This is a genomic window from Paenibacillus sp. (assembly GCF_031177825.1).
GTDB lineage: Bacteria > Bacillota > Bacilli > Paenibacillales > YIM-B00363 > Paenibacillus_AE.
Genome location: NZ_JAPSKE010000020.1, coordinates 25579 through 49126, shown reverse-complemented (window position 1 = coordinate 49126; position 23548 = coordinate 25579). Strand labels below are relative to the sequence as shown.

General features: G+C 63.3%; 23 protein-coding genes. 6 read left to right on the top strand and 17 right to left on the bottom strand.

What is annotated here, in order from left to right; all coding sequences use genetic code 11:
* Window positions 1–55: 55 nt before the first annotated feature.
* The 7 genes from RIN49_RS20160 to RIN49_RS20130 all read right to left on the bottom strand — a co-directional run bounded on the left by RIN49_RS20160 (window position 56) and on the right by RIN49_RS20130 (window position 8570).
* A complete protein-coding gene (locus tag RIN49_RS20160) occupies window positions 56–238 on the bottom strand; it encodes a hypothetical protein (RefSeq protein WP_138195160.1) in 183 nt (60 codons plus the stop codon).
* 177 nt (window positions 239–415) lie between these two features.
* Window positions 416–1270, bottom strand: coding sequence for an EcsC family protein (locus RIN49_RS20155; protein ID WP_309121948.1), 855 nt, complete (start codon window positions 1268–1270; stop codon window positions 416–418).
* A 93-nt stretch (window positions 1271–1363) separates the two neighbouring features.
* Window positions 1364–2002, bottom strand: a complete 639-nt coding sequence (locus RIN49_RS20150) for an NUDIX hydrolase (RefSeq protein WP_309121947.1) — start codon at window positions 2000–2002, stop codon at window positions 1364–1366.
* A 39-nt stretch (window positions 2003–2041) separates the two neighbouring features.
* Entirely contained in the window at window positions 2042–3670 is a 1629-nt protein-coding gene (locus RIN49_RS20145; RefSeq protein ID WP_309121946.1) for a hypothetical protein, read from the bottom strand.
* Complete coding sequence (locus RIN49_RS20140; protein WP_309121945.1) at window positions 3667–4455, bottom strand: ABC transporter ATP-binding protein; 789 nt, start codon at window positions 4453–4455, stop codon at window positions 3667–3669. The genes RIN49_RS20145 and RIN49_RS20140 overlap by 4 nt, the downstream gene beginning before the upstream one ends.
* 219 nt (window positions 4456–4674) lie before the next feature.
* Complete coding sequence (locus RIN49_RS20135; protein ID WP_309121944.1) at window positions 4675–6795, bottom strand: ABC transporter ATP-binding protein; 2121 nt, start codon at window positions 6793–6795, stop codon at window positions 4675–4677.
* Entirely contained in the window at window positions 6792–8570 is a 1779-nt protein-coding gene (locus tag RIN49_RS20130; RefSeq protein WP_309121943.1) for an ABC transporter ATP-binding protein, read from the bottom strand. The genes RIN49_RS20135 and RIN49_RS20130 overlap by 4 nt, the downstream gene beginning before the upstream one ends.
* Before the next feature lie 164 nt (window positions 8571–8734).
* Here RIN49_RS20130 and RIN49_RS20125 point away from each other — a divergent pair, with 164 nt between their 5' ends.
* The gene (locus tag RIN49_RS20125) at window positions 8735–9634 is read left to right on the top strand and encodes a helix-turn-helix transcriptional regulator (RefSeq protein WP_309121942.1); all 900 of its coding nucleotides are present in this window, start codon (window positions 8735–8737) and stop codon (window positions 9632–9634) included.
* 16 nt (window positions 9635–9650) lie between these two features.
* Here RIN49_RS20125 and RIN49_RS20120 read toward each other — a convergent pair whose 3' ends face one another.
* On the bottom strand, window positions 9651–10058 hold the full coding sequence (locus tag RIN49_RS20120) for a DUF6220 domain-containing protein (RefSeq protein ID WP_309121941.1): 408 nt from the start codon (window positions 10056–10058) through the stop codon (window positions 9651–9653).
* A 178-nt stretch (window positions 10059–10236) separates the two neighbouring features.
* Here RIN49_RS20120 and RIN49_RS20115 point away from each other — a divergent pair, with 178 nt between their 5' ends.
* Window positions 10237–10935 carry a response regulator transcription factor gene (locus RIN49_RS20115; RefSeq protein WP_309121940.1) on the top strand — a complete coding sequence of 233 codons (699 nt, stop codon included), beginning with the start codon at window positions 10237–10239 and terminating at the stop codon, window positions 10933–10935.
* Window positions 10932–12389, top strand: coding sequence for a sensor histidine kinase (locus RIN49_RS20110; protein ID WP_309121939.1), 1458 nt, complete (start codon window positions 10932–10934; stop codon window positions 12387–12389). Before RIN49_RS20115 ends, RIN49_RS20110 begins: the two co-directional genes overlap by 4 nt.
* A 48-nt stretch (window positions 12390–12437) precedes the next feature.
* Here RIN49_RS20110 and RIN49_RS20105 read toward each other — a convergent pair whose 3' ends face one another.
* Window positions 12438–13361, bottom strand: a complete 924-nt coding sequence (locus tag RIN49_RS20105) for a GNAT family N-acetyltransferase (protein WP_309121938.1) — start codon at window positions 13359–13361, stop codon at window positions 12438–12440.
* A gap of 120 nt (window positions 13362–13481) precedes the next feature.
* Between RIN49_RS20105 and RIN49_RS20100 the strand changes: the two genes are divergently transcribed.
* Genes RIN49_RS20100 through RIN49_RS20090 form a run of 3 tightly spaced genes read left to right on the top strand, consistent with a single transcriptional unit; the run spans window position 13482 to window position 14779 of the window.
* Window positions 13482–13784, top strand: a complete 303-nt coding sequence (locus tag RIN49_RS20100; RefSeq protein ID WP_309121937.1) for a hypothetical protein — start codon at window positions 13482–13484, stop codon at window positions 13782–13784.
* Between the two features lie 28 nt (window positions 13785–13812).
* On the top strand, window positions 13813–14292 hold the full coding sequence (locus RIN49_RS20095; protein ID WP_309121936.1) for a hypothetical protein: 480 nt from the start codon (window positions 13813–13815) through the stop codon (window positions 14290–14292).
* Window positions 14282–14779: a hypothetical protein gene (locus RIN49_RS20090; protein ID WP_309121935.1), complete on the top strand. Its 498-nt coding sequence runs from the start codon at window positions 14282–14284 to the stop codon at window positions 14777–14779. Before RIN49_RS20095 ends, RIN49_RS20090 begins: the two co-directional genes overlap by 11 nt.
* Here RIN49_RS20090 and RIN49_RS20085 read toward each other — a convergent pair.
* From RIN49_RS20085 to RIN49_RS20050, 8 genes are all read right to left on the bottom strand, one after another.
* Complete coding sequence (locus tag RIN49_RS20085) at window positions 14776–15585, bottom strand: ABC transporter permease (RefSeq protein WP_309121934.1); 810 nt, start codon at window positions 15583–15585, stop codon at window positions 14776–14778. The two genes, RIN49_RS20090 and RIN49_RS20085, sit on opposite strands and share 4 nt — an antisense overlap.
* Window positions 15569–16375, bottom strand: coding sequence for an ABC transporter permease (locus RIN49_RS20080; RefSeq protein ID WP_309121933.1), 807 nt, complete (start codon window positions 16373–16375; stop codon window positions 15569–15571). Before RIN49_RS20080 ends, RIN49_RS20085 begins: the two co-directional genes overlap by 17 nt.
* The gene (locus RIN49_RS20075; RefSeq protein ID WP_309121932.1) at window positions 16372–17370 is read right to left on the bottom strand and encodes an ABC transporter ATP-binding protein; all 999 of its coding nucleotides are present in this window, start codon (window positions 17368–17370) and stop codon (window positions 16372–16374) included. Before RIN49_RS20075 ends, RIN49_RS20080 begins: the two co-directional genes overlap by 4 nt.
* Before the next feature lie 262 nt (window positions 17371–17632).
* Window positions 17633–19012, bottom strand: a complete 1380-nt coding sequence (locus RIN49_RS20070; RefSeq protein WP_309121931.1) for a dicarboxylate/amino acid:cation symporter — start codon at window positions 19010–19012, stop codon at window positions 17633–17635.
* A gap of 114 nt (window positions 19013–19126) precedes the next feature.
* Window positions 19127–20458, bottom strand: coding sequence for a hemolysin family protein (locus RIN49_RS20065; protein ID WP_309121930.1), 1332 nt, complete (start codon window positions 20456–20458; stop codon window positions 19127–19129).
* 140 nt (window positions 20459–20598) lie between these two features.
* A complete protein-coding gene (locus RIN49_RS20060) occupies window positions 20599–21297 on the bottom strand; it encodes an ABC transporter permease family protein (protein ID WP_309121929.1) in 699 nt (232 codons plus the stop codon).
* Window positions 21298–21387: 90 nt separating this feature from the next.
* A complete protein-coding gene (locus RIN49_RS20055) occupies window positions 21388–22596 on the bottom strand; it encodes an MFS transporter (protein ID WP_309121928.1) in 1209 nt (402 codons plus the stop codon).
* A gap of 78 nt (window positions 22597–22674) precedes the next feature.
* The gene (locus tag RIN49_RS20050) at window positions 22675–23541 is read right to left on the bottom strand and encodes a hypothetical protein (RefSeq protein ID WP_309121927.1); all 867 of its coding nucleotides are present in this window, start codon (window positions 23539–23541) and stop codon (window positions 22675–22677) included.
* Window positions 23542–23548 lie beyond the last annotated feature (7 nt).

The following is a 23548-nucleotide window of genomic DNA, read 5'->3' as shown; positions in this document are numbered from 1 at the left end:
CCGCGCACGAAAAACCCCGGCCGCCGGGCCGGGGGTCTCCGTACATATCCTTCGCTTATTTGCCGACGAGCGTAAACACGCCTTTCACGACAAGCGCCGCGCCGAACACGATCATCGATAACGCGCCCACGATGTCGAGCACCGGCTCCAATCCGCCGAGCCCGAAGCTGCCAAGAGGCGCTTGGACCAACGTGTACCCGCCGATGACTCCGCCTAGATAGGACCAGAATTTATCCATCCCTATCACCTCCCACCATGATACTTCATCATATGTGAGGTGTAAGCGGTGTATGTGGACAACTGCCTAGACGAACGAAATATTTTGTCCTCTCAGGACGGAACGCGGCGTTTGCGGCTCCATGCGAAAGAAAGCTCCCGACGCAACGTCGAGAGCAAGAATCGGCAAGCCCTTATTTTATTGGTTTTGCTGGCTCGAAGCGGCAAGCCGCTCCATGATTCTGCGCTTGCGATACAGCATCTTCCCGGCTTCCGCCACGTCCTTGAGCGTGCCGCGGTTAATGTACGCCCCGAACGCCATCCCCGCGATCGGCACGAGCTGGAACAGCTTCTTCCAGCCGAAGTTGTCGCGGTAGGACGCCACGACCTCGCGCCAGCCTTGCAGCTGCGACATCGCGCTCCCTTCTCCGCCTTCGCCGCTCTGTCCGCTCCGCGCGGCCGCCGTCTTGTCTAAGTCCTCCAGCACCGCCTTCTTGCCGACGATGTCGGACGACGCGAATTGGAGACACTTGACGATAAATTCGCGCTCATGCTTCTGCTGCGGGTCGTACCCGTAGCACAGCGCCATCTCCTGCAGCACCTTCAGCGACAGCCCGAGCACGGCCGGGATGTCGATCGCCAGCGTGAACAAGCCGCCGAAGCCGGTCGTCGCGCCTTGAGCGGTGGCGAGATTCGCGCGGCTCTCCGCCAGCGCGTCCGCCGTTCGATCCATCGCGTCGAGCGGCGCCTGCCGCACGTGCTCGAGCGTAAAGCCGACGACGCCTTCCTTGCCGAGCGCTTCCTTCTCCACCCGACCTACGATCTCGCGCTCCGAGACGAGGTATTGTCCTCCCGTCTGAATGAAGCTCCCGATTTCGTTCAACGCGATCCCGATCTTCTCGTGCACGATCTTCGGCGTCACCTTGTCGAGCAAGACGAACGGCAGCCGTCCGAGCTTCTCCCAAAACCATAAATCCTTCTGGTCGGACTCCCAACGTTCGATGGCTTGCAGCTCCGAGCGCAAATACGCTTCGCTTTCCATAGTCGCTTGCATCGAATCCGCCTCCTGTTCCGATAATTGTGGCATGGCTTCCAGCTTTGAACGTAGTATTCTCCATCCTACTACGCGCCATCCGTCCTTCCGGTCTCAGGTCGGGGGAACTTCCGCTCGACCGCGCGCCAGCAGCCGCTCCGCTTCGTCGAACGCCGCTTCGTAATATCGTTTCTCGTGCGGCACGAGGTCCGCCCAACGCACGACGACGTCCCGCCGCTCCCCCCGTTCGGGGACGGCGCGAACGGCCTGCGCGGCGGCATCCGCGTCCCGTACGATCCGACGCGCGTCGGCCAGCGTCATCAGCACGATCGCCGACACTTCACCGTCCCGGAAGCGGAACGCCTCGAGCGGCAGCTCGCACACGTAATAGTGCACATGGCAAAACTCGTGATCGATAAATCCGTCCTTCCGGTACTTGTAAGGCTTGCAGCCGGCGTACGCGAGCGCTCCCCGAGGGACCGCGACGCCGAGCTCTTCTTCGATCTCGCGCGCGCCGTCCGCCAGCGTCTCGCCCGCGCTCAGGTGGCCCGCCGCCGTAATGTCGAGTTGCCCGGGGAAATCCGCTTTCGACTCGTGCCGTTCTTGAAAATAAATAAAATCGACGCCCTCGATCCGCCGCACGAACCAGCATTGGAACGTTTGGTGCCACAGTCCTAGCTTGTGGACTTCCTCCCGGGACCGCACCCCGATCGGCCGCATCGATTCGTCGAATACGTCCAGCATCTCAGCCATGAAGACGCACCTCCCTTTCCCATCAGTATACACGGATCGTTAGGAAACCCGGAACGCCGTCCTCCAGACGTACCGATTCGCCAGGAGCAGGACGGCGATATACGCCCAGACGCCCCAAACCGCGTACGTCGACGCCAGATGCAAGAGGAAGAACGCAGCGAGCAGCAGCATGAACGCGATCATCTCGATGCCGCCCCCTTTCGCCCCGACGAACGATTCGGAAAACGGCGGCGTCTTCTTCGAAAATAAGAAGCACAAGGCCGCGTACAAACAAAATCCGAGCGCGGCCGCCGCGAAGTGCGGCGCGAAGCCGATGCCGAAAATCGCGAAATACGCGATGCCGAGCAGCAGCGTCACGGGGGCCAAGAGGCGCGTCAGCGCCGCCTTGACCGTGCCGCGATGCATCGCGCTCCGATCCGCCGACGGCGCGACGCGGAATATCCACGCACCTTTATACGCCCCGGAGTACTTCAACATATATAACACGGAAGGGATCATAATTCCCCCGAGATAGATCGACAGATGCCACCGGGTGGCCGCCATCTCCGCGAAGCTCATATCCGCAAGGCCTTGGAACAGGAAGATGAACGGAAATACGAGCGCGAAGCCGAGCGACGGGTACGCCTTGAGCTTAAACTCCCGCTCCGCCGTCAGCATCGACGACGCGAATCGGAAGAACGCCTGCTCCTCCCGGGACGCGCAGAGCAGCTTCGCCAGCCGCCCCGACGTCCGCCGCGAGCCGCTTCGCCGCGGCTTGCCGCCGTGCGACGCCAGCTTGACGAGGCTTCGCTCGAACGCCGGCGCCATCCGCGCGTAGAGCGCGATGGCCGCGATCGGCACCGCGAACGCCAAGATCGCCCCGGCCGCGGCGACCGTTCCCGTCGTCCCGCGAAGCAGCAGCTCGAACGGCGCGGCGAACCAAAGCGGCGGCAGCAGCAGATGCCACGGGCTCGGCTCGAAGCCGGCCTGCAAATCCACGAGGCCGAACGATCTGGCCAGCACCTGATATCCCGCGGTGATCGCGATCGACAGCGCGATCTGCACATAGTTGATCGTATCCTTCAGCCGCTCGCCGTCGAACCATCGGAGCAGCGCCGCGTACAGCATCGCCGTCGCCGCCACGACCAGAAGATCGATCAGCGCGACGGCGGCGAGGAACAGCGCCGCGAACCCCGGGCCGTGCCTGATCGTTCCCGCGACGAGCGGCCCCGCGATCAGCGCGGCGGTCACCGTCGCGAGATAGAGGAAGACGTGCACCGCCTTCGCCGCGCCGATCGTCCGCCGGTCGATCGGCTTCGTGCCGAGCACGTTCCGATCGCGCACGTCGAGCAGCACCGACGAGAAGTCGGAAATCATCGCCGTCGAAGCGAAGAACAGGAAGATGCCGAACACGAGACTCATCTGAAACCAAAACGCGTCTCCCAAGATGACGAACGGCACCATAATGAGCCCCATCAACGCGTACAGCCACAGCGCCCCCGCGAGCGCGTTCCGGTCGCGGCCGTCGTCCGCCTTAGCGTTATATTGCGAGAACGCCGTCGGCGTCCGCCGGCGGTCCATCGTCAGCTTCGCCTGCAGGATGCGCCGCATGACGGGATAATTGACGCCGGCCAACGCGAACAGCCCGCGGAACGCGTCAAGCGCCTTGAGCGTCGGATAGTCCCTCATGGCCGTCCCTCTTGCACGGCGTCGACGAACCGCTCCGCAAGCTCCTTATGCTCGTGGAATCCCGTCAACCGGTTGAAAATATCCTCGAGCGTCCCCTTCTCGTTCTGCGCGCTCAACTCCTCGAACGTACCGTCCGCCGCGACGCGCCCGCCGTCGATCAGGATGATCCTGTGACTGATCTTCTCTACGACCTCCATAATGTGCGAGGAGTAGAAGATCGTCTTCCCCCTCGCCGCCAGTCTCGCCATAACCTCCTTCACGATCAGCACGCTGTTCGCGTCGAGTCCGCTGAGCGGCTCGTCCAAGAACAAAATATCCGGATCGTGCAGCAGGCTGCAGACGATCATCGTTTTCTGGCGCATCCCCTTGGAAAACGACGAAATCCGCGACCGATACGCATCCCCCAACCCGAACAGCCCCATCAGCCGCTCGGCCTTCCGCTCCGCCTCCTCGTACGTCAGCCCGTAGAGCTCCCCGACGAACGTCGCGTATTCCGCAGCCGTCAGGCTGTCGTACAAATCCGACACCTCGGGCACGTACCCGATGCGCCGCTTATATTCAAGGTCGCCGTCGCCGACGCTTCTGCCGAACAGCTTCACCTCGCCGGTATAGCCCTCGACGAGGCCGAGCATAATTTTCACCGTCGTGCTCTTCCCCGCCCCGTTCGGGCCGATGTAGCCGATGATCTGCCCCGGGTACGCCTCCAAGTCGATGCCGTTCAGGACGTAGCGGTCATCGTATTTCATGCGCAGGTCTCGAATCGATAGGACCGGTTCCTCGTTCATTCGTTCGCTTCTCCCTCCCGATTTATCCCTAACTTACCATTCTACATCAGGAAAATAATTCCTCCCCTTCGGCGAGGTCAGAGTCCGACGTCCTTTCTAACTCGATTTCCTTTCCTCAGGCGTTCGTTTGGGGGATTTTGTTCCTGAGCTAAGGAAATCAGGTCAGAAAGAAGCAAAGAGGGTGCCCCGCGCCTACCGGCGTCGGACACCCTCTTCGCTCTATTCCGCCGCCCCAGCGGCAGCCGTCTGGCGGTCCTTGTATTGCAGCTGATGCAAACGGTAGTAGTAACCGGCTTGCGACAGCAGGTCGGCGTGGTTGCCGGTTTCCCGTACTTTCCCTTTGTGCAGGACGATAATTTGGTCGGCGTGCTGAATCGTCGACAGCCGGTGCGCGACGACGAGCGTCGTCCGGCCGCGCGACAGCTCCGCGAGCGCCTCCTGCACGACGAGCTCGGTATCGGTGTCGATGTTCGACGTCGCTTCGTCGAGGATGAGCACCTGCGGCCGGAAGACGATGGCGCGGGCGAACGACAGCAGCTGCCGTTGGCCGAGCGACAAGGTGACGCCGCGCTCGCCGAGCAGCGTGTCGTACCCCTCCGGCAACGACCGGACGAATTCGTCCATGCGGACCCGCTTCGCCGCCTCCCTTACCTGTTCGTCGGTGATGTCCGTCTCGTTCAGCCGGATGTTCGAAGCGATCGTGCCGGTGAACAGGAACACGTCCTGCTGTACGATGCCGACGGCCCGGCGAAGCTCCGCGATGGGCAGCTCCCGAATATCGACGCCGTCGAGCAGGATGCGGCCCTTCTGGATGTCGTAGAACCGATTGATCAGCTGGATGATGGAGCTCTTGCCCGCCCCGGTCGCGCCGACGAACGCCACCGTTTGGCCCGGACGGATGACGAACGAGACGTCGCGAAGCACCCATTCTTCGCCGTTGTAAGCGAACCAGACGTTTTCGAACCGGATTTCGCCCTTCAAGGGCTGCGGCAGCGCGACGGGCTTCTCCGTCTCGGTCATGGCCGGCTTCTCGTCCAGAAGGTCGAAGATGCGCTCCGCCCCGACCATCGCCGTCTGCACCTGCCCGAATTTCTCCGCGAGGCTCATGAGCGGGTTGAAAAACTGCCGGACGTAAATCGTGAAAGCGAACACGACCCCGAACTGCAGCGCCCCGTCCAGCACGCGGAGCCCGCCGTACCAGAGCAGCAGGGCGACGGCGAGATTGCCGACGAAGCCGATCGCCGGCTGGAAGATCGAGTTGATGACCGTGCCCCGCATGCCCGCCCGGAAATACCCTTCGTTCAGCTCGTCGAACTGCTGCCACTGCCGATGCTCGCGGACGAACATCTGGGTAATGCGCATGCCGGATAGGTTTTCCGCGAGGAACGAGTTGAGCCGGGACAAGATCGTGCGGGTGATCCGCTGCGCTTCCCGGATGACCGACTTGTACCAGAACGTCATGGCCGCGAGCACCGGCAGCACGCACAGCGTCAGCAGCGCGAGCTCCGCGTTCAAGTAGAACATGACGCCGACGATGCCGATCAGGACGAGCACGTCCTTCACGAGCGTGACGAGCACCTGCGTGAACAGGTTGTTGAGCGCCTCCGTGTCCTGCGTCACGCGAACGACGAGCCGCCCGACCGGATTGCGGTCGAAGAACGACATCGGCATGCGGCCGATATGCCGGAACAGCTGGTCGCGGATCGTGTACAGGATGCGCTGTCCAGTGAACTGCAGCAGGTTCATCTGCCAGACGGACAGCAGCGCGGCGCCGACGACGGCGATCAGGAACAGCCCCCCGAGCCGCCAGATGGCCGGCGCGTCGCCCGCCTGGAACGCGTCGACCTGATCCGGCGTCAGCGCCGTCGCCCGCAGCGCCGAGCCGTCTTCGGTCGTCACGCTCGCCGCGCCGTCCGCCCCCGGCGTCACCTCGTACCCGCCCTTCGCTTCGGAGGGCAGCCATCCCGCGACGAGGTAGGCGCCGTCGCCGGATTCCACGATCTGCGCCTTCGCCAGATCGCCGGGCGGTTCCGCCGCGTCCCAGCCGACGCGCGCGTAAGCCATAGCCCCCGTGTCCCCGGGGAGCGGCTCGAAGCCGCGCCGCTCGAGCTCGGCGCGGGATTCCGCCGCCACCATCGGCTGGCGGTACCCGTTGATATGGTCGTCGATGGCGACGCTGATCAGGAACGTCCGCCCGAGGTCCGCGGCCACGACGAGGAACGCCAGCAGCACGCATAGGGCGAACGGCTTCCAATACGGCGTCGCGTACCGGATCAGACGCCGCATCAGCTGGGAGTCGCCGAGCTTCGCGACCTCTCGTTCTTGATGAATGTCTCTCATCCGTTCAACGCCTCCTCCCGCGAATCCGTGCGGCGCGCTTCGTCGTCGAGCAGCTGCTTATGATACATGTCCGCGTAGATGCCGCCGAGCCGGACGAGCGCGTCGTGGTCGCCCCGCTCGACGATGCGGCCTTGGTCGAGCACGATGATCTGGTCCGCGCGGCGCACCGACGAGATGCGGTGTCCGATGATGATCGTCGTGCGGCCCTTCATGACGCGGTCGAGCCCGGCGAGGATCCGGTCCTCCGTCTCGGTGTCGACCGCCGACAAGCTGTCGTCGAAGACGAGGATCGACGGTTTCTTGATGATCGCGCGGGCGATGCTGACGCGTTGGCGCTGGCCGCCGGAGAGCGACAGCCCCCGCTCGCCGAGCGCCGTATCGAAGCCGCCCGGAAACTCGACGATGTTGTCGTACACCTGCGCGAGCCGGGCCGCCTCCTCGACTTCGTCCATCGAATGCGGCTTCGGGTCGAAGCTGATGTTGTCCTTGATCGTCGAGGAGAACAAGAAGCCGTCCTGCGGCACGAAGCCGACGTTCTCCCGAAGCGTCTTAAGCGGCACGGTCAGGATGTCGTTGCCGTCGACGTACAGCGTGCCGATGGGCGGGTTATACATGCGGACGAGCAGGGAGACGAGCGTGCTCTTCCCGCTGCCGACCTTGCCGACGATGGCGAGCGAGCTGCCGCGCGGCACGTGGAGCGTAACGTCGCGCAGCGCCGGCCGCTTCGCGCCGGGATACTTGAACGTCAAGCCGCGGAACGCGATTTCCCCGCCGATCCGCGCGATCGACTCGTTCGTGTCCGGCCCGTCGGTGACCTCCGGCGTCGTATTGAGAATCTCGAGCAGCCGCTTCTCCGAGGCGGAGCCCTTCTGCAGCGTGTTCATCACCTTGCCGATGCTCTCGATCGGGCCGATGATGAGCGTTAAGTACGTGTTGAAGGCGACGAACTCGCCGAGCGTGATTCCGCCTTCGAGCACCATGACGCCGCCGACGATGACGGAGATGAGGAACGAGACGCCGACGATGCCCTGGCTCGCGCCGTTGAACAGCGAGTTCGTCTTCACGAACTCCCGGTTCGTGTGCACGGCTTGCGCGTTGGACGCTTCGAACTTCGCCGTCTCCGCCTTCTCCTGCACGTACGCCTTGACGACGCGGACGCCGGCGACGAATTCCTGCACGCGGCTCGTCATGTCGCCGATCGCGCTCTGGACGTCCTCGGACTGCCGCATGACTTTGTTGTGGAACCGGTACGCCATGAACGTGAGCAGCGGCAAGGGCAGCAGCGTCAGCAGCGTAAGAAGCGGCGAGATGCTGAGCGCCATCGCCCCGACGGTGACGCCGATCAACACCACCGCCTCCGCTACCTGGTAGTAGGCGCCCATCGTCACCTCGCGCATGACGCCGACGTCGCTGACGCCGTGCGCCATCAGGTCGCCGACCCGCTGATTGTTGTAATACTGCACGGGAAGGCGCTCCCAATGCTTGAACAGATCGTTGCGCACCCGTTTCTCGAGCACTCGGGCGAGCCGGAACATCGAAATCCGGCTGATCGAGCGGAACAACGCCGTCCCGAAGGCGACCGCGGCGATGCCGAGCGCGAACGCCGCGATGCGCGCCGGGCCGAGCTCCCCTTCCTCGAGGCTGTCGGTGAACCGTCCCATGAGCGCCGGGATGAGCAGCTGCAGCAAGGACGAGACGGTGACGAGCGCGAAGCCGATCAAATACGACCACCGATGCCGAACGATATGCTCCCGAAAAATCGTCTTCCTGCCCAAACAAGCTTCCTCCTTGTCTCTGCCGTTCTGTTAGTGTGACCTTCTTCAGCGCGCGCCATTTCCACAAACTCTTCACATATCGTATTTGATATAATGGGTTCGTCATAGATACGAATCTAACTTCGATTGTCACAATCGCAACTTCGGGATCCGGCGGAAAGGACGTGGCGATTACGGATTTTCTACAGTTTAAAGCTCCGCCGCTTCCGCATTACATCGTCGGCGGAGAGCGGACGTACCCGGTCGGCAAGGTGCATCCGGCGGCGGCGAAGCTCGGCATTTTCAAGATGATCGTGGTCGTTCGGGGGAAGATCGCGCTCGCGGAGGGCGATAAGGAGTTCCGCGCGACGAAGGGGCATGCGCTCATTCTGCGGCCCGATCGGAATTACACGCCGCTCGAGCCGGCGAGGCGGGAGACGCAGTATTTTTGGGTGCATTTCCAAACGACGGGGGTGTGGAGCGGCGCGACGGACGAGGAAGCCGGCCCGGGCGGGGCGCGGCTGTATCCGTACGACGAGATCATTCCGCGCCAAGAGCTGACGCAGCGCCGGGTGCAGCACTTCACGCTCGTGGTGCCGCAGTTCTGCAAGCTGACGTTCCCGACGAAGACGTACCGGAACATCAAGCACTTGATCGATCTGAACCGCCACCATAAGCCTTCGCTCATGTGGCAGCAGCAGACGATCTTCCAAGAGGTGCTGCACGACCTGCACGGCGAACAGCAGTACCGCGCGACGTCGTCGTCGATCGCCCTCGCGGAAAAAACCGCTCAGTTTTTACGCGAGCGGTTTCGAGAGCCGATTCATTATCGGGAGATCGGGGAAGGACTCAATTTCCATCCGACGTACGTGGCCCGCTGCATGCAGCAGGTGTTCGGCGTGACGCCGCTCGAGTACTTAACGATGTACCGCGTCGAACAGGCGAAGCTGATGCTGATCAACACCGACGCGCCGGTGAGCCGCATCGCCGAAGACGTCGGATTTTCGCACTTCTCGTATTTCACGCAGTGCTTCGCGAAGACGGAAGGCATTACGCCGAGCGAATATCGGAAGAAGCATCGCTAGCCGCGCTTCGATTCGGTTACACGCGGGCGAGCCGCCACGATTCGGGCACTAACTTTTGCGCCAGCGCGAATATGGCCAGCGCGATGACGGGATGGAACGCCGAGACGACCGGCATAACGGCGACGACGTTGGCGGTGAAGTACATAAGAATGATCATGAAAAAGAGGCCGAAGCTCTGCCACCGCATCCGCGCGGGCAGCTTGCCGGTGAAGGCTAACGCCAGCATGACGAGCGGGATGAACTCGACGAAGTGGATGAAGCTCGTGTGGCGCGCCCAGTTCACCGCGTCGACGAACGTCGCGAGACCGGCGAGCAGCACCTGGACGCCGACGCAGACGGCGAAGACGCTTGCGAATATCGCGAAGGCGATGCGGGAGCCTCTCCCCTTTTCCGGGACGGGTGCGGCATTGGGTTGGGTTTGCATTGGGATGTTCCTCCTAACGGGAATGGGTTGAATCTGTTATTTACCTTAGAATCATTGTAGCAACGACTTGTTGCGAACTTGTGAAGACGCGTTGCGAATGTCGTGAATTCGTCCGCTTCGCGACCGTCGGCGGGGTATACTGTTGGGAAAACGGGTAAGAGCTTTGGAGGCGTTGGGGATGGCCCATACGATATTGATCGCGGACGACGAGCCGAAGGTGCTCGAATTCATGGAGCCGTTCCTTCGGGAGGAGGGCTTCGTCGTGCTGACGGCCCGGACCGGGCGCGAGGCGCTGCGGTTGGCGCGATCGGCGAAGCCGTCGCTCGTCGTACTGGACTGGATGATGCCGGAGACGAGCGGGATCGACGTGTGCCGGGAGCTGCGGCGGACGGAGCGCGTCGGCATTATTATGGTGACGGCGAAGACGGAGGAGACGGACAAGATCGTCGGGCTCGAGGTGGGGGCGGACGATTATTTGACGAAGCCGTTTTCGCTGCGGGAGCTGGCGGCGCGCATCCGCTCGGTGCTGCGGCGCATCGAGGGGCCGGGCGCGTTCGGCGCCGCCGAAGAGACGATGGAACGCGGCGAGCTGACCATCTCCGAGGCGATGTGCCGGGTGTCGAAGCGCGGCGTGGACGTGCCGCTCACGCCGACGGAGTTCAAGCTTTTGCTAACGCTCGCCGCGCGGCCGGGCATCGTGTACAGCCGGCTGCAGCTTCTGCAGAGCGCGTTCCCCGACGACTTCCTGAACGACGAACGGACGGTGGACGCCCATATCAGCCATCTGCGGAAGAAGCTCGAAGACGATCCGTCGAAGCCGACGTACATTCAGACGGTGTACGGGTTCGGCTACCGGTTCGGCGGAGAGCGGTCGTGAGCGGCGGAGGCGGAGCTCGGGGCGAGGCTCGAGGCGGTGGCGGGGCTCGGCGTCGGCGGGAGCGGTTTACCGGCATGAGCGTGCGGCGGCAGCTGTTTATCGCGATGGCTTCGATGGTCGTCGGGATGGCGCTGGTCTTTTCGTTCATCTCGCACGTCGTCCAGAGCGACTTGCTGGACGTCATGGTGGAGGCGCCTCGGAAGGAACGGGTCGCTTCGCTGTCCGCCGCGTTCGAGGAGGCGTACGCGCAGGGCGGCGGCTCCTGGGGAACGGACCCGGACGATGCTCCCTCGGAAGCGCTCGCCGCCGCCGCTTCCCTCCTTACCCCGGCGGAGAGCGTCGCGCTGCTGTCGCTTCGGCGCGACGTCCGGTTCGAGGCCGGCCCCGTCGAGGCGCGGACGGTGACGGACTTCGGCATTCGGTCCGTGCTGTTCGACGCGGACCGGCAAGCGATCGGCTTCTTATACTTCTACGACGATGAGGTCGGCGAATTGTCGCGGCTGCGCACGGGGCTGCTGCATTCCACGCGAACGCTGCTGCTGTTCGCCGTCGTTATCTTCACCGCGATCGCCCTCGCGGTCGCCTTCTGGAAGGCGCGGTGGCTGACCCAGCCGCTGACTACGCTGCTGGAGGCGATCGATCGGCTCGGCTCGGGCGATCTCGACGCGCGCGCGCCGGTGACGCGCCGCGGCGAATTCGGCCGCGTCGCCGAGGCGTTCAACGCCATGACGGAGCGGCTGCAGCGCACCGAGGAGGCGCGCCGCCACCTCGTCGCCGACGTGGCGCACGAGCTGCGGACGCCGCTCACGATTTTGCGCGGGCAACTCGACGCGGCGCAGCAGCGCGGGGAGCCGCTCGCGCCGGAGCGGCTGCTGCCGCTGCAGGACGAGCTGATCCGGCTGACGCGGCTCGTCGACGAGCTGCATCAGCTGTCGCTCGCCGAGGCGAAGCGGCTTCCGCTCGAGCGGACGCCGACGGACCTGCACGCGCTGCTGGGCCGCGTGGTCGAGCGCGTCGCGCCCGACGCCGAAGCGAAGGGCGTAACGGTGACGCTGCAGCGGCTGACCGACGACGCCGTGTTGTCGGTCGATCCGCATCGGCTGACGCAGGTGTTCCTGAACTTGTTCGTCAACGCCGTTCGATACACCCCTTCGGGCGGTTTCGTGAAGGCGTACGTCGACGAGACGACGGCGGAAGGCGTGCGCGCGCTGCGAGTGACGGTGTCGGACACCGGTCCCGGCATCGCGTCGGAGCAGCTGCCGTACATCTTCGACCGGTTCTACCGGACGGACGAAGCGCGCAACCGCGACGGCGGCGGCATGGGGCTCGGGCTCGCCATCGTGAAGGAGTTCGTGTCCGCCCACGGCGGCGCGATCTCCGTCGCCAGCGAGCCGGGCCGCGGCACCGTCTTCGCGGTGACGCTGCCGTACGAGGCGGGGAACGAGGCGGTTTAGTCGAAAAAAAAGGCATCATCGAAACATTTCGATGATGCCGAATCCCCTCTACCGCCCCCGCAGCCGCTCCGTCGCATCGAGAAGCCAATGGTAATGCTCCTCCTCCCGGTACAGCCGGAACCCGTTCTTGCGCAGCACGCGAATCGATGCGGCGTTGTCGCGCAGCGTCTCCGCCGTCACGCGGCCCGCGCCGTGCGCGAACGCCCAGGCGACGAGCGCCTTCGCCGCCTCCGTCGCGTAGCCGCGGCCCCGATGCTCCGGCAGGAAGCCGTAGCCGATGTCGACCGCGCCGGCGTAATCCGGGTTCCCCTTGAACCCGGCGTCGCCGATAATCTCCCCTGTCTCCTTCAGCCGAACGAACCAGACGCCCCAGCCGAGCAGCTTCGGGTGCCGCCGCAGCGACTGCATGTACGTCTTCACGTGGTTGCCGAGCGGATAGCCTTCCCGGTTCGCCTCCGCATACCGTTCCTCCGTACACGGCTCCAGCACGAGCCGATCCGTCTCGACGACTTCGCCGAACCGGCGGCGGTGCGAGGCCGCCCCCCAGCCGCGGAACACCAACAGCGCGTGGTAGTACAGCACGGCGGCCGAGACGCCCAGGCTCGCGCCGAGAAGGCTCGTCGACTCCGGCGACTCGGCGCCGTCGAGCAGCCGCGCCAAGCCGATGAAGATGCCGTAACCCGCCGCCGCGTACAAGACGAGATGCACGAAGTAGGACCGCACGGCGCGCCGGAAGACGGAGCCGCCTTCCCCCGCGTCCGCGTCGATGCGGTCCGCGAGCCAATCCGCCACTACGGAAGCGGCGATCCCCAACGTCAGAAATACCGGCAGCGCGTACAGCGAGACGAAGAGGAACGCTTGCCAGTCCGGTCCCCCGGAATGTCCCAGCAGCCGACTTCCGCCGAAGATCGCGAAGGGAAGCGCCGCGGACGCGGCCACCCCCGATAAGATTCGTTCCGACAACGCCTTCACGCCCGCGAGCCCCCTAAGAAATATGTAACACTACATTACCATCGCCGGCTTGGATTGCAAAGCGCGGATTCGGGCAATACTGGTAAGAAAACGGTTACCCTAAAGGAGCCTCGATCCGCCATGACGTCTTCCCTCAACCGTCCCGCTCTTCCGTTGGAAGAATCCATTCGCCAGCTTTATAACCGCGTCGAACGCGAGACGATCGGCGCCGCATCCTCGGAGACGCACGTCATCGCCTCCGACCGCCGCATCGTCGTCGTCGCCCGGGGCTTGCCCGTCGTAAGGAACGCCGACTACGAGCAAGCGCTCCGCACGGAATTCGCCGCCGAGCTCGGCTGCCGCATCGAGTCGCTGCGCACCCGCGTGTCGCTCTCCGACGACGAGAAGATGGAAATTTTCGAAATCAGCCGCCCGCTTTCGTAAACAAGAGTCGTGCCCCCGGAGGTTCGCTATGCCCCTTGTCGTCGTCTTGCTTCAGATGTGGGTCGTCATCCATGGATTGGCGTCGCTGCCGGACAAGCTGCCTCTGAAGGTGAACGTCCTGTTGTATATGGCGGTGGCCGTCATCGACATCAACAAATTTACGCTCCTCAGCTTCACGTACAAGTTCTATACGGTCGATACGAAGGTACCGGAATTTCTGGCCGCGGTCCTCCATCGCGACGTGACGTTCTCGCTCGTGATGCTCGCGTTCGCCAACGCCTTCCTGACGGCAGGCACGCGCCGGGGGAAAGCGATCGCTGCGATAGCGGCGTTCTCGTATCTTCTGGCGACCGGTTATTCGCTGCGGTGGATGGGCGTGATCCGCGACGTCCGTTGGAACTTCCTGCTCGAATGCGCGACGATCGCAGCGATCATGGGGGCGACGGTTCTCTTGGCGGCGGGCTTGCTGAAGATTTGGGAAAAGGAGAAGGGCGAGCTTGGATCATAACGTCGTCTACGATACCGCGTTCAACGCCAACGAATGGTACGTCGTCGCCATGATCGTCGCCGGCGCCGCCGCCTTCCTCTTGTTTCCGAAGCGGCTCGCGCCGACGCAGACGCTATTCGCTCTGCTGTTCGGCGTCGTCGCCGGCCTCATGTTCGATCACACGATCGCCGTGCCGCCGTTCGATCTATACGATGTCGGCGACCAATCGGACTACACGTGGTTCGACATTTTCTCCTATATCATGTACGCGCCTTTCGGATACTTCTTTATTTATTTTCTCGAGCGGTGGCGGATTCGCGGCGTGTCGCTCATGTTCTACATCGCCGTATGGGTCGGTATCGCCTTCCTCATCGAATACGTCGGAATGCTCGTCGGGCTGTTCCACTACAAAGGCGGCTATATCATCCTGTATTCCATCCCGATCTACGCGTTCCTGCAGAGCCTCCTCGTGCTGATGAATCGGAAGATCTTCGCGCCGCGCCCCTAGCTCCGCATCGCCATCATATTGCCCGAGCTGTAGCGCCGCAGCCCCGCGTAGAAAAACCATGTGCCGCCCGCTGCGAGCGCCGCCGACATCCCGAGCGCGCCGAGCAAGAAATCCCATTGTACGGCGTCCCGCATCAGGCCGATCGGCATGTAAGAGATGAAACCGGCCGGCACCGCCGTAAAGACGATGACGCGCGCCCAGCCTTTGAAGATGTCCGTCGGATATGTCGATACCGAGAGCAGGGCGTTGAACATCTGTCCCGTCAGGCCTTCCGCGTTGCCGATCCAGAAAGCCAACGAATGCATGATCACCAAGAAGAACAGGAAGATCGACCCCGCCACGAGATGCGCCAGCGCATACTTGGCGAAGCCGAGCCACGAGCCGTCGCCGAACATGACGTACAGGATAACGGAGAACGCCGCGTCCCCGATCGCCGTCACCGACATGCGGCTCGCGAGCACGCTCGGCAGCACCGGCTTCGGCTGTACGAGGTACACGTCGAGCTGTCCGTTCGCGATGAGCGTCGCCAGCCTCGTCATATTGCCGAACAGCGTCGCCGCGATGCCGAACCCCCCCGCGCTGACCGCCCACAGCATCATGACGTCTTGCAGCGTCCATCCGTTCACGACGTCGAATCGCTGGAAAAATAAGCTCCAGAAGAAAATCCAGACGAAATTGTTGAGCACCATCATGCCCGCCATCAACAGGAAGCTTGTGCGAAACTCCATCGCTCCCGCCAAGTTCAGCTTCCAACACGTCCACAGATAAGCGAGCGTCGCCCGCGTTCGTCTACCCGCCGTTAACATTGAGCTTCCGCACCCCTCTCCCGTACATCCAGAATACGATTCCGGCAAGCGCCGCCGCCCAGCCCCACTGCACCGCGAGCATGCCGAGCAGCTTCGACGGCTCGAAGCTCGTGACGGTGGACGCCGGGAAGTACAACACCGCCTGGAACGGCAGCCACTTGCACACGTCCTGCAGCCAGAGCGGGAACATCTCGAGCGGCATGAGCATGCCCCCGACCGTGAACAGCAGCTTCTTGTAGACGAATTCCAACCCTGTCGTCTCCTCGACCCAGAAGGCGCATAAGGCGACGATCATGTTCAGCAGGAAGCTGACCGCGATCGCCCCGACCGCCACGACGGCGAACGCGAGCCAGCCGTAGCCGAAGTCCGGGACGCCGAACACGAGCAAGCCGAGCGCGCCGCCGACGAGCAGATTGATGCCGAGCCGGAGTCCGACGTCCGCGTTATACCAGGCGAAGTAATATCCGACGTAGTGCATCGGCTTCGTCAGCCGGTACGCGACGTCCCCGCTCTTGACGTCCTGCTCGACGATCGCGGACAGGCTGGGCAGCGCCAGCGTGATCGCTTCGGAGATGATGAGGTACCAGACCATGTCGGAAAACGAGTACCCCGCGATCGACGGTTCCCCTTCCCCCGCGTACGTCGCGCTCCACAGCTGCATGAAGATGTAGAGGATGACGATTAGGAATACGGTGCGCACGAAGAAGTCGGCGACGTACGCGAACGAATTTTTGAGCGTGATGCGAGTGACCGCCGGATATTTGCGCCAAGCGAGCGCCGCGTTCCTCATACGGCCGCCTCTCCCTTCTTCTCGTAAATATGCGCGATGATCTCCTCCATCGGCGGATCCTCGATCGTCACGTCGCGGATCGGATACGTGCCGACGATCGACGCGAGCACCGTCTCGATGCTCGACGTCGCGGTGTCGACCGACAACGTGACGCGCAAGCCTTCGCGCTCCGTCACCGTCGCGCCTTCCGCCGTCAGCAGCTTCGCCGCTCCGGCTTCGGCCAGCTCCAGCTTAATGGTTTTATGCGTCAGCAGCTCCCGCTTCAGCACCGTCACGGGTTGGTCGAGGATGACGCGGCCGTGGTTGATGACGATCGCCCGTCGGCACAGCTGCTCGATATCGCCGGGGTCGTGCGACGTGAGGAAGAACGTCGTGCCCTCCTCTTGGTTCAACTCCCGAATGAGCTCTCGGATATGCTGCTTCACGACGACGTCGAGCCCGATCGTCGGCTCGTCGAGGAACACGATCTCCGGGCGGTGCAGCAGCGCGGCCGCCAGCTCGCACCGCATCCGCTCGCCGAGCGACAGCTTGCGCACCGGCGTCTCCAAGTACGGCCCCAGACGAAACCGCTCGATCAACAAGTCCCGCCGCTCCGTATAATCGTTCTTCCCGAGCTCGTAGATGCGCCGCATCAGCTCGAACGTATCCGTCGGCGGCAGATGGTACCACAGCTGCGACTTCTGACCGAAGACGCTGCCGATGCGGTACGACAGCTTGCCGCGCTCCCGCCAAGGCGTCAGCCCGAGCACCGAAGCGCGCCCGCCGCTCGGGTGGAGAATGCCCGTCAGCATCTTGATCGTCGTCGACTTCCCCGCCCCGTTCGGGCCCAGGAACGCGAGCATCTCCCCCTGCTCCACGTCGAAGTGGATCGGCTCCACCGCCCTCTTCTCCGTATACTCCGGCCGGAACAGTCCCCGCACGCCGGCGGCGAACCCTTCTCCCTTCCGCTTCGTGCGGAACGTCTTCGTAACGCCTTCGACCTCGATCGCTTTCATGACGCGCGCTCCTCTCCGACTCTCTCTGCATCTCTTTCCCCCGGTAAAGCAAAAAAGACCTGTCGGCCCGTTCGCCCGAAGGCGGAACTTGCCGAAGGTCTTTTATCCCTTACGGTGTAGCGTGCGTATCGCATCGCCGGCTTCGCTCGGTTCTCCCGCGGCGCGGCCCCGTCGCGGGGCGAGGCGTGCGGCGAATCCCTAGAAACCCTTCCGTTTGATGTAAGATACTACCATGCGGACGAGCCGGTTGGCAACCCTTATTTTAGGCGGTCGTCAACTCCAGTTCGTCTTCCTCGTCCCGGTCGAAGGAAGCGCGGTCGAACTCGCCTTCCGCGTTCGCGACGAGCAGCGACGTCACCGTCGTGCCGGTCGCGTTGACCGCCGTGCGGCCCATGTCGATGAGCGCCTCGACGGCGACGACGATCGCGATCCCTTCGAGCGGCAGGCCGACGGCGGTCAGCACGACCGTCGTCGAGATCGAGGCGGGGCCCGGTACGCCCGCGACGCCGATCGAGGAAATGACGCTGACGAACACGATGAGGAGATAGTCCGTGAAGCTGAGCGGCACGCCGAACACCTCGGAGACGAACACGGCGACGACCGCCGGCCAGACGCCGCCGCAGCCGTTGAAGTTCATCGTCGCGCCGAGCGGCGCGACGAAGCTCGCGATCCGATCCGACACGCGGAGCCGCTTCGTAATGACCTCGAGGTTCACCGGCAGCGTCGCGTAGCTGCTGCGCGTCGTGAACGCGACGGCGATCGTCGGGTACGCCTTCTTAAAGAACTTGAGCGGATTCACCTTCGCCACGAAGCCGACGAGACCGCCGAACACGAGGACGAAGTGCAGAATGAGCGCGACGTACGACACTACGATCAGCATCGCGAGCGGCTTCAGCGTCTCGATGCCGTACCGGGCCGCCATGACCGCGATCAGGGCGAAGACGCCGTACGGCGTGAAGCGGAGCACGTACTTCACGACTTGATGCATCACTTCGGTCAGCGAAGCGATGAACGCTTTGACCGGCTGCACCGCTTCCGGCTTTTTGGAACCGACCCGCACGATCGCGATCGCGATGAACAAGGCGAAGATCAAGATCGGTACGACTTTGCCGCTCGCCGCGTCCTGAATCGGATTCGACGGCACCTGATCCAAAATGACCTGGAAGAAGGTCGGCACCTCGCGCGCCTCGAACCCTTCCGGCTGCGACGCCTGAATGCCCGCGCCCGGATTCATCGCCAGCGCGACGAGGAGACCGATGACGGCGGCCACCCCTGTCGTGCCTAGGAACCAGCCGATCGTCTTCACGCCGATCTTGCGCAAATAGTCCAGCTGCGTGATCGAGATAATGCTGTTAATGACTAAGACGAAAACGAGCGGCATGACCAGCATTCGAATCAGGTTCACATAGATGGAGCCTAACGTGCTGATCGCTTGAAATTCCGACGCCGTCCGGTTGAGTACGATGCCGGCGACCAAGCCGACGCCGAGGGCGATGAGCACCCTCGTCCCGAAGCCTACCCTCCGCTTCGCCAACGCATGAAGACCCGCCACAACGACGACCGCGATCAATAAGCTGACCCAGTTCGTCTCGATCGCCGCTACCAAGTTGTTGTTTAAAATCGTTGAAGACCCGCTGTCCACGCGCAACACGCTCCTCCGATTGTGAGTTGCCGTTAATACCTGATGTAAGGGCTTACAATACATATTATAAAGGAGCCTTGATTTTCATGTACATATTTTTTTACGGATTCGCGGTTATTCTCCCGGCGCACCCTCGCCTCCCGAATCGGCTAAGATCGTCTTGCTCACCTTCACCTTGGCGATCCGCTTTCTGTTCATCTCCTGCACCTCGAACGCATACCCGGAACGCTCGATCGACGCCTGCTCGGCCCCCGTCGGAATCGTGCCGAGCTCGCCGATAATGAAGCCGCTCAGCGTATCGTACTCCTCCGTAGGCAGCTTGATGTCGAGCACGTCCTGCACGACGTCGAGGTCCACCTCGCCCTTGATCAGGTACGTATGGTCGTCCAACAGCTCGATCTCTTTAGCTTCCTCCTCGTCGTACTCGTCCAGAATGCTGCCGACGATCTCCTCGAGCAGATCCTCGACCGTAACGATGCCGGCGGTGCCGCCGTACTCGTCGATCGCGACGGCGAAGTGCGTCTTGTGCTTCTGGAAATCCTTGAACAGCTCGTCGATGCGCCTCGACGTCGGGACGAAGAGAGGCCGGCGCAGCAATTCCCCGAGATCGAACGCCTCCTCGTCGCATGTCTCCATATGCTGGACGATGTCCTTCGCGTGCAGCACGCCGACGATGTTGTCGACGGACGACTCATACACCGGCAGTCTCGTATATTTCTCCTCGTTGATGACCCGAACGACGTCCTTGTACGTCGCGTCGACCGGGATCGCGGCCAAGTCCGTCCGGTGCGTCATAATGTCGGACACCGTCTTCGTATCGAGGTCGAAGATGTTGTTGATCATCATCTTTTCGTTTTCCTGAATCGCGCCCCGCTCTTCCCCGACGTCCACCATCATCCGGATTTCCTCTTCGGTCACTTGCTCGTCGTTCGCGTTCGGATCGACCCCGAACAGCCGTACGAGGACGTTGGTCGATAACGTCAGCAGCTTGACGAACGGCGCGGAGACGACGGACAGAATCGTCAGCGGTCGGGCCGCCAGCATCGCGATCGGCTCCGCCTTCTTCATGGCGAGCCGCTTCGGCACGAGCTCTCCGAGCACGAGCGTGAAGTAAGAGAGCAAGAGCGTAATGACCACCACGGAAAATGTATTGAGCGCCGCCTCCGGCACCGGCGCCCCTGCGGCGATCAGCGCGCGCGCCAAGTCGTCGGCGAAGCTCCCGGAGGCGAAGGCGCTCGCCATGAAGCCCGCGAGCGTAATGCCGATCTGGATCGTCGCGAGGAAGCGGCTCGGCTCGCTCAGCAAGCGCTGAAGCAGGATCGCCGAATTGTGCCCGTCTTCGGCCATATGCTTGATCTTGTTGTCGTTCAGCGAGATGAGCGCGATCTCCGAGGCGGCGAAGAAGGCGTTCAAGACGATTAATGCAAGCAAGATGACGATTTCCATTCCGACCGTCCTCCAAGTCTATTGCCGTTAGGCTTCTCTAATCTCTTAAGATGCCCGATCAGACGGTTCTCATACGGCCGACGGACGGCAAAACAAAACCGGCGGTCCAGAGGACCGACGGTCGTATCGCGTTCGCGCGTTTATTTCTCTACCTTCAGCGACTTGAGCATATCGCTCATGATCGCGCCCATGCCGTCGCCCGCTTCGTACGGGTACGTATGATGAATAACGACTGCGTCGCCGTTCAGGTCGAAGACGTGGAAGCCATGGAACTGTTCATCCTTCTGGTAGCCCTGCACCATGCCGACGTATCCGTTCAGCTCGGTGCCGATATCGGCCGGATCCGACGCTTCGTAGCCGTCCGCATACGACTTCCGGACTTCCTCGACCGCTTGGTCGAGCGACATGCCTTCCTTCACTTCGAGCCATACCGATGCCGTGTAATCGCCCATCTTCGCCGTGTGCACGACTTGGCCGTTCTCGACCTTCGGCGCGCTCAGCAGATCGCGAAGCACGTAGCTGATGTTGTACGGCGTCAGCGTATACTCGACGACCTTGACCGTCTCCTTCATGCCTTCGATCTCGGATTCGATCTCGACCGTCTCGCCCGTCTTGACGCCGAGCTCCTTCGCCGGTTGTTCCGCGGGCTCCGCCGGTTGTTCCGTCGGGGTCTCTCCCGCGGGCGCCTCGGGCGATTCCGCAGGCGTCTCCGGAGCCGGCTGCTCCGACGCCGCGCCTCCGTCTTTTGGATCGCTATTTCCCTCGTCCGCCGCGCCGCAGCCGACGACCGCGATCGCCAGCGCCGCTAGGATCGCGAGCCATTTCCATTGTTTCCACATGCGTGAAATCCCTCCCGTATGCTCTGTCTACACGATTCCTGACGCGTCTCGGCCGCGAAAGGTTGCACGTTTTCCAGAAATTGACGGGGACTATGCATTCGTCGCGGCGCGACGAGAGGCGATGGAGGCGAACCAGACGGTGACGGCGACGGAAGCGAGCGCCGTGCCGCCCCCGAGCCAAAACCCGGCGTTCAGGCCCCCGATTTCGTTGATCCAGCCGGCGGCGAACGGTCCGGCGAACATGCCGGCCGCGTAGGCGGCTTGGTAGAATCCCATCGCCGTCGCCTGCTTCTCCGCGGCGACGCCTTGAATGGCGAGCGCCAGCAGCAGCGGGAAGTGCAGCCCCTGCGCGAGGCCGTTGATCGCCTGCGTCGCATAGAGGGCCGGCAGCGTCGTCGCGAACGGAATCGCCAGCGTGCACAGCCCGCTGACGGCGAAGCCGACTAGAATCGTGCGCCACGCCCCGATGCGAGGCGCGATCCAGCGGCCGCTGTACAGCTGCGCGAACGCGTGCGGCACCATGAAGGCGAAGCTGAGCAAGCTGAGCTCCCAGCGCGTCGCGCCGAGCGTCGACGTCGCGTACGACGGCGTGAAGCCGAACATCGTAATGAAGAGTACGCTGTGCGCGAGGATCGACAGCGTCGACACCCGCAGCAGCGTACCGCTGCGAACGACGACGCCGACGTCGGCGAGCCGCATCGGGTTGCGCGCGACGCCGCCCGCGGGCTCCTTGACGAACGCCGCGAGCAGCAGCCCGATCGCCCCGGCGACCGCGCCGGCGTAGAACGTCGCGGCGGACCCTCTCGCCTCGGCCAACCAGCCGCTGAGGCCCATGCCGATCAGCTGGCCGACGACGATCAGGAAGCTGATCGCGCTCATGGCCCGCTGCACGTCCTTGCGCGGGAAGTAGGCGGCGTACAGGACGGTGAAAGCGACCCACGTCGACGCGCAGATGCCGCTGAGCGCCCGCCCGGCGAACGCCCATCCCGGATGGTCGCCGAGCGTGAACAACAGGCAGGACAACGCGCCGGTCAGCATGCCGAGGGCGATGAACGGCCGTCGGCGGCGCAGCCGGTCGGACCAGATGCCGAGCGGCAGCCGCAGCAAAATTTGCACGAAGCCGTAGACGCCGAGGATGATGCCGGCCGCCGCTGCCCCGACTTTCAGCTCTTCGAGCAAGTACGGCGACAAGATCGGTACGTACGTATATAGAGAAGTCCAATAAAGAATTGTGACGACGGCGAACGCGAGATGATGTCTGCGTTCGGTCGGTATTACCGGTTGATCCTTGGGATCCATGCGTCGGTTGCCCCTCTCGTTGCGATAACACCCCAAGAAACGCCGCCTCCCGGAAGGAAGCGGCGTTGCCCGCGGCGATTACTTCGTTACGTTCACGACGAACGGAACCGTAATCAATCGACCTTGATGTTGGAATTGTCCCCAAATCTTGTACGTCCCGCTCGACGGGAACGATGTGTGGAACATCGCTTTCGGCCCGGTCGACGCTTCGTCCGCCGGATGCACGTGCAGGTACGTCTCCGCATCCTTCGAGAGGATCACGACGTGACCGACGGCGCCGAGATACGGCTCCAGATCGTCGACCGGCCGCCCCGACGCGGCGTCCTTGAAGGAGAACGTCAGCATCGTGTCGGCGTTCGGCGAGAGGCCCTCGACGTCGAGCTCGATCCGCATCCCGTCGATCGTCTTCGCAAGCTCGGCGTCCGGAACGATCGGCCGGCCCGCGCCTTCGCCCTCGACGTCGATCCATTCGCCGATCGTCGTCTGCGCTCCGCCCGACGGCGCGAAGTCCGCGAACAGCTTATACCGCCCTCCGGCGGGGAAGGTCAGGTCGACGCGGAACGTCCCGTTCCCTTCGTATTCGGGATGCAGATGCTCGAAGTGCGACAGGTCCTCGCTCACGACGATCAAATGCATCAGCTTCTCGTGATTGACGTCGAACTTCTCGATGACGGCGCCCGCCTCGTCCCGCAGGCCGATCGTCAGCGTCGTCGACTTGCCCGGCGCGGGGACGCCGTCCGGGAAGGCGAAGCTCGCCTTCGGCGCGCCGTAGGCCGCCTCTCCGCCCCCGTGGTGGGCGTGCCCGCTTTCGGCGGGGGCGCCGCTGGCGCGGCGGCTCGCCGCGTCGTGCCCGTGCCCATGCCCGCCGGCCGGCTCCAGAAACGAGCAGGACGCGTTCAGGAGCAGCAGAGAGGCGCCGAGGGACGCAAATAACAAACGGTTCATCTGGCGT